This is a genomic window from Streptomyces sp. NPDC001914, from assembly GCF_042891215.1.
GTDB lineage: Bacteria > Actinomycetota > Actinomycetes > Streptomycetales > Streptomycetaceae > Streptomyces.
Window position 1 is genome coordinate 281,617 of record NZ_JBIASW010000011.1, and the last position, 14,428, is coordinate 296,044.

Annotated in this window: 13 protein-coding genes; 7 read left to right on the forward strand and 6 right to left on the reverse strand. The window is 70.9% G+C overall.

The annotated features are described in order from the left end of the window. Positions 1 to 79 precede the first annotated feature (79 nt). The 3 genes from ispF to ACFYYF_RS29150 form a co-directional block, all read right to left on the reverse strand. Positions 80 to 646, reverse strand: a complete 567-nt coding sequence (ispF, locus tag ACFYYF_RS29140) for a 2-C-methyl-D-erythritol 2,4-cyclodiphosphate synthase (RefSeq protein WP_388780509.1) — start codon at positions 644 to 646, stop codon at positions 80 to 82. After that, positions 636 to 1,388 (reverse strand): 2-C-methyl-D-erythritol 4-phosphate cytidylyltransferase, encoded by a 753-nt coding sequence (gene ispD, locus ACFYYF_RS29145; protein WP_361678918.1) that lies wholly within the window; start codon positions 1,386 to 1,388, stop codon positions 636 to 638. The genes ispF and ispD overlap by 11 nt, the downstream gene beginning before the upstream one ends. 354 nt (positions 1,389 to 1,742) lie before the next feature. Continuing rightward, positions 1,743 to 2,225, reverse strand: coding sequence for a CarD family transcriptional regulator (locus ACFYYF_RS29150; protein WP_003953493.1), 483 nt, complete (start codon positions 2,223 to 2,225; stop codon positions 1,743 to 1,745). A 964-nt stretch (positions 2,226 to 3,189) separates the two neighbouring features. Here ACFYYF_RS29150 and ACFYYF_RS29155 point away from each other — a divergent pair. After that, positions 3,190 to 3,858 (forward strand): DUF461 domain-containing protein, encoded by a 669-nt coding sequence (locus tag ACFYYF_RS29155; RefSeq protein ID WP_388780510.1) that lies wholly within the window; start codon positions 3,190 to 3,192, stop codon positions 3,856 to 3,858. Between the two features lie 203 nt (positions 3,859 to 4,061). Here ACFYYF_RS29155 and ACFYYF_RS29160 read toward each other — a convergent pair whose 3' ends face one another. Then, positions 4,062 to 4,742 (reverse strand): response regulator transcription factor, encoded by a 681-nt coding sequence (locus ACFYYF_RS29160; RefSeq protein WP_037622332.1) that lies wholly within the window; start codon positions 4,740 to 4,742, stop codon positions 4,062 to 4,064. Further along, positions 4,739 to 6,016, reverse strand: a complete 1,278-nt coding sequence (locus ACFYYF_RS29165) for an ATP-binding protein (protein ID WP_361678925.1) — start codon at positions 6,014 to 6,016, stop codon at positions 4,739 to 4,741. Before ACFYYF_RS29165 ends, ACFYYF_RS29160 begins: the two co-directional genes overlap by 4 nt. A 243-nt stretch (positions 6,017 to 6,259) precedes the next feature. Between ACFYYF_RS29165 and phoU the strand changes: the two genes are divergently transcribed. The 6 genes from phoU to ACFYYF_RS29195 all read left to right on the forward strand — a co-directional run bounded on the left by phoU (position 6,260) and on the right by ACFYYF_RS29195 (position 13,440). After that, on the forward strand, positions 6,260 to 6,949 hold the full coding sequence (phoU, locus tag ACFYYF_RS29170; RefSeq protein ID WP_361678927.1) for a phosphate signaling complex protein PhoU: 690 nt from the start codon (positions 6,260 to 6,262) through the stop codon (positions 6,947 to 6,949). Between the two features lie 187 nt (positions 6,950 to 7,136). Beyond that, positions 7,137 to 7,289, forward strand: coding sequence for a hypothetical protein (locus ACFYYF_RS29175; protein WP_328451008.1), 153 nt, complete (start codon positions 7,137 to 7,139; stop codon positions 7,287 to 7,289). 332 nt (positions 7,290 to 7,621) lie between these two features. Beyond that, positions 7,622 to 11,530, forward strand: coding sequence for an ATP-binding domain-containing protein (locus tag ACFYYF_RS29180; RefSeq protein WP_388780511.1), 3,909 nt, complete (start codon positions 7,622 to 7,624; stop codon positions 11,528 to 11,530). 135 nt (positions 11,531 to 11,665) lie between these two features. Continuing rightward, a complete protein-coding gene (locus ACFYYF_RS29185) occupies positions 11,666 to 12,124 on the forward strand; it encodes a hypothetical protein (protein WP_388780512.1) in 459 nt (152 codons plus the stop codon). A gap of 83 nt (positions 12,125 to 12,207) precedes the next feature. Continuing rightward, on the forward strand, positions 12,208 to 12,705 hold the full coding sequence (locus tag ACFYYF_RS29190; protein ID WP_388780513.1) for a lactococcin 972 family bacteriocin: 498 nt from the start codon (positions 12,208 to 12,210) through the stop codon (positions 12,703 to 12,705). Between the two features lie 357 nt (positions 12,706 to 13,062). Further along, positions 13,063 to 13,440 (forward strand): hypothetical protein, encoded by a 378-nt coding sequence (locus ACFYYF_RS29195; protein ID WP_388780514.1) that lies wholly within the window; start codon positions 13,063 to 13,065, stop codon positions 13,438 to 13,440. A 3-nt stretch (positions 13,441 to 13,443) separates the two neighbouring features. Here the strand turns inward: ACFYYF_RS29195 and ACFYYF_RS29200 are convergent, their stop codons facing one another. After that, a complete protein-coding gene (locus ACFYYF_RS29200) occupies positions 13,444 to 14,241 on the reverse strand; it encodes a maleylpyruvate isomerase family mycothiol-dependent enzyme (protein WP_388780515.1) in 798 nt (265 codons plus the stop codon). Positions 14,242 to 14,428: the final 187 nt, after the last annotated feature.

Below are 14,428 nucleotides of genomic sequence, written 5' to 3' on the forward strand. Positions count from 1 at the left end.
GATCGCCGGTCACCATTACTCCGAACAGCCGACGCTCCCCACCGTCCAGACAGCGGTGCTCCCCGTCCGCTCGGCTCGCTCAGCCCGCCCGTACGACCAGGGCCGTGGCGACCGCCATCAGGCCCTCGTCGCGGCCCGGGAAGCCGAGGCCGTCCGTCGTGGCGCCCGACACCGACACCGGTGCCCCGACCGCGTCGGAGAGGATCTTCTGGGCCTCGTCCCGGCGCTTGCCGATCTTCGGGCGGGGTCCGACGACCTGGACCGCGACGTTGCCGACGACGAAGCCGGCCTCGCGGACGATCCGCGCCGCCTCCGCCAGCAGGACGACGCCCGCCGCCCCGGACCACTCCGGGCGCCCGGTGCCGAAGTGGGCCCCGAGGTCACCGAGGCCCGCCGCCGAGAAGAGCGCGTTGCAGGCGGCGTGCGCGACGACGTCGGCGTCGGAGTGCCCGGCGAGCCCGGGCCCCTCCCCCTCCCACTTCAGGCCGGCGCACCACAGCTCCCGCCCTTCCTCGAAGGCGTGGATGTCGGTGCCGATCCCGACGAGCGGGAGCACCAGGCCCTGGACCGGCCCCGGTCCGGACCCGTGGCCGGCCGCCCGCTCCGGCGTCCCGTCCCCCGTCGTCCCCGGTGTCTCAGAACCCATCGTTGAGCCTCCGCCGCGCGAGAACCGCCTCCGCCAGCACCAGGTCCAGCGGGCGCGTCACCTTGAACGCCTCCTCGTGGCCCGGCACCACCACGACCGGCACGCCCAGCTGCTCGACCATGCTCGCGTCGTCGGTCACGTCGTCGGTGACGGTCTCGTGGGCCCGCAGCAGCGTCGCGCGGTCGAAGCCCTGGGGCGTCTGCACGGCACGCAGCCGGGCCCGCTCCGGGGTCGCCACGACCGGTTCGCTCTCCCCGGCGACGGCCGCGGGCTCGACCTCCTTGACGGTGTCGGCGAGCGGCAGCGCCGGTACGACGGCGGGAGAGCCGTCCCGTACGGCCTCGATGACGGCGTCCACGGTGTCGACGGGGACGAGCGGCCGGGCCGCGTCGTGCACCAGGACGATGTCGATGCCGGGCGGGAGCGCGTCGAGCCCGTACTTCACGGACTCCTGGCGGCTGTCACCGCCCGGGACGACGAGGAAGTCGGTTCGCTCGGGCAGCGCGTGCGCGTCGAGCAGCGTCTTGACCTCGGCGGTGCCGTCCGGCGGAGCCACGACGACGACCAGCGAGACGGCACGCGAGGCGGCCATCGCGCGCACCGCGTGGATGAGCATGGGCGTGCCGTTCAGCGCGCGGAGCGCCTTGGGGGCGCCCGGACCGAGGCGCACACCTCGTCCGGCGGCCGGGATCACGGCGGCGGTACGGGCCTCCGGCGGCGATGGGAGCGAAACGTCAGACATCGGTTCCTGTCAGGTTTGTGTGCTCGACCGGGATGGGTATGGCCTGGGGGTACCCCCTGCTCGGGGAGCTGGGGGAACGCCGGGCGCGACGACTTGACCGGACCCTTCCGTGACATCCGGTCAAGTCGACTGCCCGGATCGGCATCCCGAGTATCGGACACGCCGGTATACCGCGGGAAAGCCGATGCCGGGTGAACGGCCGGTTTACCGAATGGGTGCGGGTACGAACATGCCGCAGCGCCCGGCGACAGCAATACGGTAATTGCGTCATCGGGCACCGCGGCATTTCATTGCGCTGCTGCGCGGGCTTGGGCGTGCGTCAAGACGGCTCGCGTCTCGGCGACTGAGCCGGCGTCAGGACGCGAGAACCTCGTCGAGCAGGGCCTCGGCCTTGTCCTCGTTGGTGTTCTCCGCGAGGGCGAGCTCGCTCACCAGGATCTGGCGCGCCTTGGCGAGCATGCGCTTCTCACCTGCGGAGAGTCCGCGCTCGCGCTCGCGACGCCACAGGTCACGCACGACTTCCGCGACCTTGATGACATCGCCGGAGGCGAGCTTCTCCAGATTTGCCTTGTAGCGACGCGACCAGTTCGTGGGCTCCTCGGCGTACGGCGCACGCAGCACCTCGAAGACCCGGTCCAGCCCGTCCTGACCGACCACATCACGCACGCCGACGAACTCCGCATTGTCCGCTGGCACACGTACCGTCAGGTCACCCTGGGCGACCTTCAGCACCAAGTAGGTCTTGTCCACGCCTTTGATCTGGCGAGTTTCGATGGCCTCGATCAGCGCGGCCCCGTGATGGGGATAGACCACGGTGTCGCCAACCTTGAACGTCATGTGACAGGTACCCCTTCCGTGGCTATCCAGAGTAACACGGAAACGGCGTCTTCTGAATGGCGTTTTCGCAGGTCAGGGCATATCTCGGGGCTTGACAACCGCAACAGGAACGTGCTGCGAGGGGCGAGCGGAAGAGGGTATTCGCAGGTGGGAGCGGCTGTCCAGGCGGAGTGAAACGCGCACGTTACACACACCCGGAGCCCGCCGCCAGGGTCCGAACATCCCGTTTTGTCCTGCTCCAAGAGCGCTACTTCCGCTACTCCGTTCGACGGACGGAGCCGAGTACGAGACGAATCCGGAATTGATCAAGACACTCGATGATCACGCACTCATCGGTGCCCGATGACACCGTGATCCTTTTCCCGGGGGCCGGACATTCATTCCACGAAATGCGCAAGCCTAAGTCTGCGGAACTTATGTGAATGGCGGACCGGCGCACGACAAAACGGCAGGCACACCACCGGAGCACGGCGTGTCGAACGACGGCCAGGGGCGCACACGGGTCGCACAGAAGCCCACCCCCGCACCCCGCCCACACCCGGCCCGTGAACCCCGACCCTGCCCACACCCCGCCCCCGAACCCCGACCTGCCCACGCCCCGCCCCGCCACGACCCCCACCACCGCCACCACCCCCAACCCCCACGCACCCGCAGTCGGCCACGGACGCGAGGGGCCGTGCCGGTACATCGATGCCCGTCGCCACTAACGGTCACTTCTCTGCCCAACGGCGACGGGCTGATGCACCGGCACGGCCCCGACCCACCCACCGGCCGGAACCGGCACCGCGACGGCCTCCCCGACCGGGCCGTTGTTTCCTTCGGGTGAGCAAAGTCGGGGCCTTGGGGAGGGTCGGGTGCGGTCGGACGGGAACGGATCGGTAACCTAAGCCCGCTGACAGACCCTTAGGACGGCTTTACACAGAGGTCGTCCTGCTTCGCCCACGTTCAAGGAGTTGCCGCCGCCGTGAGCAGCAGCCTTCGACGCGGCTCTCTCGCCGCCGCCGTCATCGCCTTCTCGATCGCCTCGCTCGCCGCGTGCGGTGCCGGCACCGACGCCCAGACGTCCGAGATCAAGCCGGACAACGCGGCCACCTCCGTGGGCGTGATCAAGGTCCAGAACGCCCTCGTGATCACCCAGCCCGACGTGAAGGCCACCGGCCCGGCCGTGGTCTCCGCGACGCTGTACAACAACGGCACCACCGCGCAGACCGTGGACTCGATCAACGTCGCGGGCGAGGGCACCGCCCAGATCAAGGCCGCCGACGGCAAGAGCAAGCTGACCGTCCCGGCCGGTGGCTCGGTCGTCCTCGGCGGCAAGGGCAACGCCTCCGCGGTGCTGTCCAGCCCCTCCGAGACCGTCCTGAACGGCAGCGTCCAGAAGGTGACCTTCGCCTTCAGCGAGACCGGTGACGTGAGCCTGAGCGCCTTCGTCGTCCCGGCCGAGAGCTACTTCTCCGGCTGGGGCCCGAGCGACATCCCGTCGGCGCCGGCCACCTCCTCGGCCCCGGCCGCCTCGCCGTCCGAGTCGGCATCGGGCTCCCCGTCCGCCTCGGCCTCCGCCTCCGAGGGCGCGGCCGGCACGACCGCGTCGTCGAGCGCCACGGCCACCGCGTCGGCGTCCGCCGGCCAGTGACACCGGACGCGCGCCGGCCGTAGGCCGACCCCGGCCCCGTACGCCGCCGGTGCGCACCGCCCGGCCGTACGCGCGCACCGCAGTCCAGTACGCCGAAGGGCGGGACCCCTCTCCGGGGGTCCCGCCCTTCGGCGTACTGCCGTGTCCCGCAGCCGACGGCCGGCGGACGAGGCCGGTCTACGGATCGAACTTGTAGCCGAGGTCTACGGCTCGAACTTGTAGCCGAGACCGCGGACGGTCACCAGGTAGCGCGGCGCACCCGGGTCCGGTTCGATCTTCGCGCGCAGACGCTTGACGTGGACGTCGAGGGTCTTGGTGTCACCGACGTAGTCGGCGCCCCAGACCCGGTCGATGAGCTGCATCCGGGTCAGCACGCGGCCCGCGTTGCGCAGCAGCATCTCCAGGAGGTCGAACTCCTTCAGCGGAAGGTCGACCTTGCCGCCGGAGACGGTGACCACGTGACGGTCGACGTCCATCCGGACGGGACCGGCCTCCAGGGCGGCCGGGGCGACCTCCTCCGGCTCCCCGCGGCGGCGCAGGACGGCCCGGATACGGGCGACCAGCTCACGGGAGGAGAAGGGCTTGGTGACGTAGTCGTCGGCTCCTATTTCGAGTCCGACCACCTTGTCGATCTCGCTGTCCTTGGCGGTGACCATGATCACCGGAACGTTGGAGCGGCCGCGCAGCTGGCGGCAGACCTCCGTGCCGGGCAGCCCCGGCAGCATCAGGTCGAGCAGGACGAGGTCGGCGCCGTTGCGCTCGAACTCGTCAAGACCGTCGGGCCCGGTGGTCGCGATGGCGACCTCGAAGCCCTCCTTGCGAAGCATGTACGACAGGGCGTCGGAGAACGACTCCTCGTCCTCGACGACGAGCACACGGGTCACGGAAGGACCTCCGGGGCAGGAAGCGGTTCGTACGGGGATGTGACGGTGGTCGTCCCGTCGGGCTGCCCGGTCTCGTCCTCTTCGTCGAGTCCGGGCATGGGGTGATCGGTCACGCGGTCGCGGGCCGCACTCGCCTCCGGCAGCCGCAGGGTGAACGTGGAGCCCTGACCCTCGGAGCTCCACACCGTGACCTCCCCGCCGTGCGAGGCGGCCACGTGTTTGACGATCGCCAGCCCGAGGCCCGTACCGCCGGTGGCACGGGAGCGGGCGGGATCGACCCGGTAGAAGCGCTCGAAGATGCGCTCCTTGTCCTTGTCCGAGATGCCGATGCCCTGGTCGGTGACGGCGATCTCGATGTGCTCCCCACCGGGTGCCGTCACCCGGCGGGCGGCTATCCCGACGCGGGTACGGGCGGGTGAGTAGTTGACGGCGTTCTCCACGAGGTTGCCGAGGGCCGCGGCGAGCTGGCCCCGGTTTCCCCACAGGCTCAGGTCGGCGGTGCCGCCCGCGGCCATGGTGATCTGCTTCGTGCCCGCCTGGTGGCGGCAGCGGTCGATCGCCTCGGCGACCAGTTCGTCGACCCGGACCGGCTCGGCGTCCTCGAGGGGATCGTCGTTCTGCACCCTCGACAGGTCGATGAGCTCCTGCACGAGGTTGGTGAGCCGGGTGGCCTCTATCTGCATGCGTCCGGCGAAGCGCTCGACGGCCTCCGGGTCGTCCGACGCGTCCATGACGGCCTCGGAGAGCAGGGAGAGCGCTCCGACGGGGGTCTTCAGTTCATGGCTCACGTTCGCGACGAAGTCCCGCCGCACCGCTTCGATGCGGCGCGCCTCCGTCAGGTCCTCCACGAGAAGGAGGACGAGCCGGGATCCGAGGGGAGCCACTCTGGCCGAGACGGCGAGGGCCTCTCCCCGTCCCGTGCCCCTTCTCGGCAGGTCCAGCTCCACCTGACGTATCTCCCCGTCACGACGGGTGTCACGCGCCATGTGGAGCATCGGTTCGACGGCCAGTTTGCCGCCGCGCACCAGACCGAGGGCGTACGCCGCCGAGCTGGCCTTGACCACGGCGTCCGCCTCGTCGAGTACGACCGCGGACGACCTGAGCACGGACAGCACGGTGTCGACGCCGGGCGGAAGCACGGCGTCCGTGTGCAGAGAGGTGCGGGTCGGGCGTTTCTGGTCGCGCTCGCTCCAGCGGAACGCCAGCATGGCGATGACACCGGTGAGTACTCCGGCGATCGCTGCCGCTGCGGCGACCGCCGCGTTCACGTCCATGCACCCAGGTTAGGCATGCCGTCGCTCCTGGCCACAGCCATCCGTGGGCCGGCTCGAACACTCGTCGCCCAGAGTTCACCCAGGAGCCAGTACTGATTCACTTGAGATGCCGGAAACGGACGCGTACGGGCCCGAACGTGGGAGCGTGGGGTTCCAGGGTCCTTCCGGCGGCCGGCCGGCCGCCGGAGCCGCAGGGTCCCGGACCCCGGACCCCGGAAGCTGACGTACGAGAGGGACGACCACATGCGTGACGCGTATCACGAGGAACTTGACTCGATCGGCGACGGCCTGGTCGAGATGGCCCGGCTCGTCGGGTCGGCGATCGGGCGCGCCACCACGGCCATCCTCGACTCCGATCTGAAGCTGGCCGAGAGCGTGATCGCCGCCGACCAGAAGGTCGACGATCTCCAGCACGAGCTGGAGGCCCGCGCGATAGCCCTGCTGGCCCGGCAGCAGCCGGTGGCGACGGATCTGCGGATCGTCGTCACCTCGCTGCGGATGTCGGCCGACCTGGAGCGCTCCGGCGACCTGGCCCAGCACGTGGCCAAGCTGGCCCGGCTGCGCTTCCCCGACCGCGCGATCCCGCACGACCTGCACGCCACGATCCTGGAGATGGGCCAGCTCGCCCAGCGCCTGATGGCCAAGGCCGCCGAGGTCATCATCACCAAGGACGTCGACCTGGCGATGCAGCTCGAGCAGGACGACGACGAGATGGACCTCCTGCACCGCACGCTCTTCCAGCACCTGCTGGACGACAAGTGGAAGCACGGCATCGAGACCGCCGTCGACGTCACCCTCCTCGGCCGCTACTACGAGCGCTTCGCCGACCACGCCGTGTCGGTCGCCAAGCGCGTCGTGTACCTGGTCACCGGCGAGCACGCCGACGAGCTCCAGGCCGACATCCAGCCGGTCACGGGGGTCGAGGGCGCGTAGGGCCCGTCGCCGGGCGGGCCCGGACGGTGCACCGGCCGCCGGCCCGCCCCGCGCGCGATTCGCGCCCCGGGCGCGTGAGACGCCTCAGTGCGCCGTTGATGCGCCCGCCGGGCCGGGCATGAGATGGGCGACAGGAGCCGTGCGGCGCGGTGTGCGCCGGACGCCTTCGTGCCTGAAGGAGGGACCCATGGCCGAATCCCCCAGCACGCCCGACCCGACCCAGGACCGCGACACCCAACAGCCCGCCGAGATCAAGAACCTCCCCCTGTTCGGCGCCTGCGGCTGCGGATCGGGCTGCGGCTGCGGCTGCCAGTCCGGCAATCCCTGCCAGTGCGGCTGATCACGTACGTACGTCACGGAGGGGCCCCGTCACCACGACGGGGCCCCTCCGTCGTTCCGTACGCAGGTCGCCTGCGCACCTGGTGCGGGTCGCCCGCGCATGCGCTGCGAGTCGCCCGTGTACAGGATCCGGGTCCCCCGCGCACACGGTGCGAGGAGACCGGTCATGGCCCCCGTGGACCGGATCCGCTCGGTTCGGACCGAAATCCGCTCGATTGTGGTGCTGTTGTGCGATTGACCGTGGCCTGACCGGCGAACTCTGCTACCTCTGAGACAGGGGAGGCGGGCCCTGGCCCGCGGCGGCGCGAGTGGCGTCGCCAGGAGGGGATACACGTGAGCACGACACCACGGGACGCGGTCATCGCCATCGAGCAGAAGGCCGTCGACCGCGCCTACGACTGCTACGAGGCCAGACTCGCGGAGATGACCTCGCCGTCCACGGCGACGGCCTCCGCGAACGCCAAGGACGGCGTCGCGGTCCGCGAGAAGGCGGAGAGCGCGGCGGAGGAGTACGGCGGTCTCGGGGGCGAGGCCCTGGTCATCAGCCGTGTCGACGTCCAGGAGACGGACGACGCCGAACCGGAGACGTTCTACATCGGACGACGCCACGTCTTCGACACCGAGACCCGCGATCAGGTGGTGGTCTCCTGGACCAACCCGATAGCCGTGAGCTGGTACAACGCCCGGCCGGAGACGCCGGGCGACGTCCTCCTGAGGCGCCAGTTGCGCTGCTCCGGGCGCCTGGTCGAGGACTTCCTGGACGAGATCACCCCGTCCGCGGACCCGCACCCCGGCCCGCCGGAGCCGGGGCAGGAGGGCGCCCTGCCGCCCGCTTTCACCGACGAACCCGCGCCACCGGAGGCCCTGGACCTTCCCGGCACCCCCGGAACACCCGGCACCCCCGGAACCGGCGGAGCACGCGGAGCACGCGGAGCTCACGGAGCTCACGGAGCTCACGAGGACCTGGAGCCCTCCGGAGTCCCGGACACCCCTGACGCCTTCGACGACGAGGACTCCCCGGAAGAGGCGGACGGCATCCCCGCCCCGCCCGCCGGGGGCCGCCACGCCCGGCCACGCCTGATCCCGTTGCAGCGGCAGCCCGCCGGCCGGCGCCGCCAGAAGCCGCAGCCGGTCGACGAGTTCCTGCTGCGGGAACTGCGCCGCTCCCGCAGCGGCCGGATGCGCGACATCGTCGAGACGATCCGACGCGACCAGATGGCGCTGGTCACCGGCTCCCCCACGGACATCCTCGTCATCCAGGGCGGCCCCGGCACCGGCAAGTCCGCGGTCGGACTGCACCGGGTGACCTGGCTCGTCAACAACGACCACTTCCGCGCGCAGGACATCCTGGTCGTGGGCCCGCACCAGAACTTCCTGGAGTACGTGGGGCGCGTACTGCCGACCCTCGGCACCCGGAACGTCACCGCCGTGCAGCTCGCCCGCCTCTGGGAGGGAGAGGTCAGGGGCTCGGACTCCCCCGCCGCACGGCTGGTGAAGTCCGACGAACGGATGGCGGCCGTGCTGCGCAGGCGGGTGGAGGGCGAGTGCCGGCCCGAGGCGCTCGACGCCGTCGTCTCCGCCCCCTCCCACGCCCGGGACGAACCGGCCTTCGTCGTTGTCGTGGGCGGCACCTCCCTGCGTCTTCCGCGCTCGGAGGTGCTCGGGCTCCTCCAGGAAGCCCGTGAGGGAACCGAGGGCTACCGTGCGCGCCGGGACCGGTTCCGCACCCTGCTGGTGGACCGGCTGCTCGGCGAACTCGCGGGCATCGCCCCGCAGCGCGGCAGGGACGCGACCGTGCGCCGCGACCTGGAGCGCAACCGGCAGGTCACCACCCTCACGGACCGGATCTGGCCCGCGCTCAGCCCCGAGGAGGCGCTGCGCGGCCTGCTCAACTCGCCCACCCGGCTGCGCGAGTGCGCCGAAGGCATCCTCGATCAGGACGAACAGGCCTGCCTGCAACGGCAGAAGGCCGACAGCGCCGCCGAAGAGCCTTGGACGATCGACGACTTGGTGTGCCTGGAGGAGCTTCGCTTCCTCATCGCGGGCGAGAGTCCACGGCGCTACCGGCACATCGTGGTCGACGAGGCGCAGGATCTCACCCCGATGCAGGCGAGGTCGCTGCGCAGACGGTGTCCGACCGGCTCGATGACGGTGCTCGGCGATCTGGCCCAGGCCACCGGACCGCATTCCTACACCAGTTGGAAACAGCTGGGCGGCATCCTGTCCGCGCGGGGCGACTGGCGGGTGGCCGAACTGAACACCAGCTACCGCGTCCCCGCGGAGATCATGGAGTTCGTGGCGCCCCTGGCCCGGGCCATCGCCCCCTCCCTGCCCTACCCGACGGCCGTACGAAGGGCCGGCGACGGGGCCGTACGCCTCGTCCCCACGACTCCCTGGGAACTGCTGGACGACGCGGCGACCCGTACGGCACTCCTCGCGGGCACGAACGACGGCCGCACCCCGCGGTCGATCGCGGTCATCGTTCCCGACGGCTCCGACTGGCTGGAGGAGGTCCGGCGCCGCGTCGACCTCGTGGACGGCATGACCGAGGAGACCCTGCGGACCGTGTCCGTACTCCCCGCGGGACAGGCCAAGGGCATGGAGTTCGACCACGTCCTGGTGCTGGAGCCGACGGCCATGGCCGAACCGGGTCCCGCCGGGCTGCGCCAGTTGTACGTCGCCCTGTCCCGCAGCACCCAGACGCTGACGGTCCTCCACACCACCCCGCTGCCGCCGGAGCTCGGCACGCCGGACGACGACACGAACGGCGAGGTCACGTCCGCGTACGCCTACTTGACGCCCACCACGACGCGGCCGGTGAACGGCACGCGGGCAGCCGGCGCCGCCCCCGACGCTTCGGCGGCCCACGACTCCACCGGCGACGACCTGCCCGTCGGCACGCCCGTCGAGGTGCGGGTGCTCGGACCCGGCCCGGGTTCCCACCTCAAGGTGAAGGTCCTCGCGCCCGCGACCGAGCGAACCGTCCTCCTCGTCCCGCGGCACGGCGAGCCCACCCCGGCCACCGGCTCCCGGTTGGGCGGCTGGGTGTCCCGGAACGAAGGCCAGTTGAGCCTGGTCTCGGCCGGCGACTTCGGCCGCCGGCCCGTCTCCTCCCGGATGGCTCCCCGTTACGAGGCCGCACTCGGCGTCCTGCGGGACATCGCGAGCGGTGACGGCCCGCCCCCGCCGGAGGCGACGGCCCTGCTCTCCGAACTGAAGGGGATGGCCGCCCGCTGCCTGCGACGGGACCGGGTCGACTGGCTGAGCGTCTGGCGTCTGCTGGGGTCCGCCGACCGCGACCGGCTGAGCGATCTGGCGGACCTCGCCCAGCGCACGCGGCAGGCGATCGCCTCGGACGCTCCCGGCCTGCGGGCCGCCCTGACGGACGACCCGGTGTTCCGCCACTGGACCGACGCCCTGGACCGGGCCCGGGACGAACTCCGCCACCGGCTCCACACCGGCCCGGAAACGGGGACGCCACCCGAGACGGCCCCCACGCCCGAGGCCGCACCGCAGCCGCAGCCCCAGCCCGCGCTGCTTCCCCGGCCCGCATCGCAGACCGAGCCGCAGACCGAGCCGCAGACCGAGATCGGGGCCGAGCCCGGAACGCCGGCCGCGGCGGAACCCGAAACGGAAGCGGCACCCGAAGCGGACGCGGCACCCGAAGCGGACGCGGAACCCGAAGCGGACGCGGCACCCCCCGGCACGATCACGCTCCCACCCACCGAGTCGCGCAGCACACCCGAACAGAAGGACACCGACCCCATGAACACTGCCGCCCTCCTGGAAATCGAGCCCGCCCCGTCCGAGGGAGGGACGGCGTGGAGCGACGCGCTCGCGCGGCGGCTGGACGTCGAGGCACAGGCCGACCGGGACTGCAACACGCACGAGGCCGTGCGCTACGAACTGAAGGCCGCGCTCCTGCGGGCGGGGCTGCGGCCCTCGGACTCCCGGGTCTCCGACGCGACCCTGGAGGGCCCGGACGGCTTCGCCCGCTACGAGGTGCTCGGCGCCGACCGCTCCGGCTACGCCCAGTTGCGTGCGGGAGCGGCCCGCCTCCTGGAACTCGACCGGGTGGAGACACGCACCGCGGACACCCGGTACCTGATCCTGTCCGAGCCGCCCACGGAGGACTGGGCACCCGACGCGATCCGGGAGTCCTTCGGCGTACACGTCGTCTGGCGGACCGCGGCGGGCTGGCACGGCCCGACCGCCCGAACGGCCCTCCGCCTGACGGACTGACCGCCCCCTCTACCGACCGACCGCCTTACCGACCGACCGGCCAACCGACCGATCGACCGATTGACCAGGACCCGACCGCCCGATTGACTGCGCTGTCGGGGACGGCACCCGCCGTCCCCGACAGCGCAGAAACCAGTGCCCGGACACCAACCACCCGCCATTCACCCCCTCCCGGAGAACAACAAGGGAAACCCCCTTCCGGGGCGGCTCGACCCGAGTGTGGGCCCCCGTCTGCTGGCACTGGGATGCGAGCTGGTGTGGGCCACGACGTGGATGGAGGAGGCGAACGAATCCGTCGGCCCCCGGATCGGACTGCCCCGACTGCCGGTGGTGGAGTGGCCCGAGACCACCGAGGCGGGCCCGCGGGGGCTGCACTGGAAGACCCGCCCGATCCTCGAATGGGCCGGAGGCCGCCCGTTCATCTGGATCGACGACGAGATCGGCGCCATGGACCACCTCTGGGTGGCCGCGCAGTACGAGAGCCCCCACCTGCTGCACCGCGTCCCCTCGTCCCGGGGCCTGACCGACACCGACTTCGCCACCCTGACGAACTGGCTCCGCACCAATTGGTTTCAGGTCGTGTCGGGGCCGTAAATCGGCCAAGCCTTGACCGCCAAAGAGCCCCTCATGGAAGATCCCTTGGAGCCCTCGATAACGGGGAACGATGAAGGGGCAACGTGAAGAATTTCGGGAAGTTAATGCTCTTCGGCCTTTCGGGCGCCGTGCTTGCGGTTTCCGGCTTTGCCGCTCCGGCGACGGCCTACAGCTCTCAGAGCGGAACCGGTACCGGCAATGCCGTGGTCGAGGCCGACGACGGCCTCATAACCGGGCAGCCCGTCATCCACAAGAGGGGTGACGGCGTCAACCCGCCGGCGGAGCTGGGCGACCCCTCCGAGTGGGGCGTGGTAAAGCTGGAAATCAAGGATTCGGCCGTCCAGCTGAGAGGCAACACCTGCGAGAACGTGACTCATGGCAAGTGGTGCTATGGGTACGACCTGGTGTCGGCCGGCAAGAAGTGCTATTCGAACTACATCGCGGACGTGAAGCACAAGACGACGGTCAGGGTCCAGAACGTCGACCATTCGAGCGGCTGGGTGGCGAAGGGTGCTACCTCCTACGCCAACTCCACACAGGGCGCGGCATGGACCTGCTACGCATATTACGACAATGCATAAATGCGTCAGCCGCGATGAGGGTTGACCTCCCTTGATCGCGTCCTTACTCCGGGCGCACTCGAGCCCGGAGTAAGGACGTATTGGGCCAGGAGTAAGGGCGCATTGGGGCCGGAAGGCGAGAGAGTGAAATTTTGGGGTGCCCGGGTCGCGTCGTTTGCCGCGCCACTCGGGATTGGCTTGCTGCTCGGCCTGATAGGGCCCACAGCTGAGCACTGGGCCGGCCGTCCGGGTGCGGCCGTGGGTGCCGTTTTCACCGGCGGGTGGCCGTGGGCCTGTTACGCGTTTCTGGTGGGCTATTTCCGACGGTCCAGAATCGAATCGCTTGTTCTCGCGCCTCTGGGGCTGACTGTCGGTGTCGTGACCTACTACCTGATCAAGGGAAGCATGGCCTCCATGGGGGGACTGGATTCCTCAGGTGCGGGATCCTCCGGAATTGCCCTCTGGGGTGTGCTGGCGTTCTTCCTCGGAGCACCCCTCGGGCTCCTGGGCAACCTCGCGCGGGTGCCGGGCATCGGCGGCCTGTTCTTCCGGCTGCTGATTCCCCTGACGGCCTTTTATGAGACGTCCATGCGCCTGGAGATGGAGTCGCACGGGCCGAGCCAGGTCGTTCTGGGCACCTGGACCACCGTTCGGTTCACGGCCGTCGCCGTCGCGGTCGCCCTGGTCGGCCACACGGTCTGGGACTGGTGGAGGTCCCGCCGCACGCGTTCCACGGAGGTGGGCGTAGGCCAGTGAGGCCTACTCCTCCGGCTCCCAGTCGCGGAGCAGGTCGAACAGACCTGCGTCTCCCTCCAACTGCAGGGAGTCGGCCGGGATTCGGTCGTACACGAAGAGAACCAGCTCATTGGCCGTGCCGTGAACGGAGACGCCGGCCGGGTTCGGGTGCTCGTCGGCAGTGGCGGCGAGCGTCGTGCCGGGTGCGGAGATACGGGTCGAACGTGCGCCGCCGCCGTCGACCGTGAGGCGCCAGGAGTGGCCCTCGGTGGCGTGGAAGTCGAAGGCGGTGGGCTTGTGCGGCCAGGCACTCGTCGTCGCGACGCAGGTGAACAGGAACTCCTCGACACCGTCGAGTGCCACCTCGACCGGCAGCGGCTCCGGGGCACCCACGGTGATCTGGGCGTCGTAGGTGTGCACCGCCATCTGCTGGAGCTGGTGCCGGGCGACGGCCCCACAGGTCTCCGGCGACTGGGACGCGGCCCACCACGTCCAGCAGCCGCGATCCGGCCCGGCCTCCCGCAGCTCGTCCAGCAGTTGCTCCGTGGACTCCGCCAGCCAGGACACCAGAGCCTCGCGCTTCCGAGGCATGGCCGGGGTGTCCTCCGCCGCGGACTTGGCCGGGGCGGGCCCCGCGGCGACGGTGGCGGCCCAGTCGCGGCGCCCCTCGCCGATGTGCCGCGCCAGATCGAACAGCGTCCACTCGGGGCAGGTCGGCACCTGCGCGTCGAGGCTGGGCGCGGAGGCCACCGCGGCGCGGAAGGCGCGCGACCGTTCGTCGATCAGTCGCAGCAGAGCGGGGAACGCAAGAGTCGTCGTCACAGGGATTCTCTATCACCGCGTTCCGACAACCGGACAATGATTTTCACGGCTCTGCGGAGATGCCGTGTGGCGGGGGGGGGGGGGGGGGGGGGGGGGGGGGCCCCCCCCCCCCCCCCCCCCCCCCCGCCGCGGGGGCCGGTACCGAAAAGCGAGACAGGGCTGACCACGATGTGACCGGCCGGTAAGG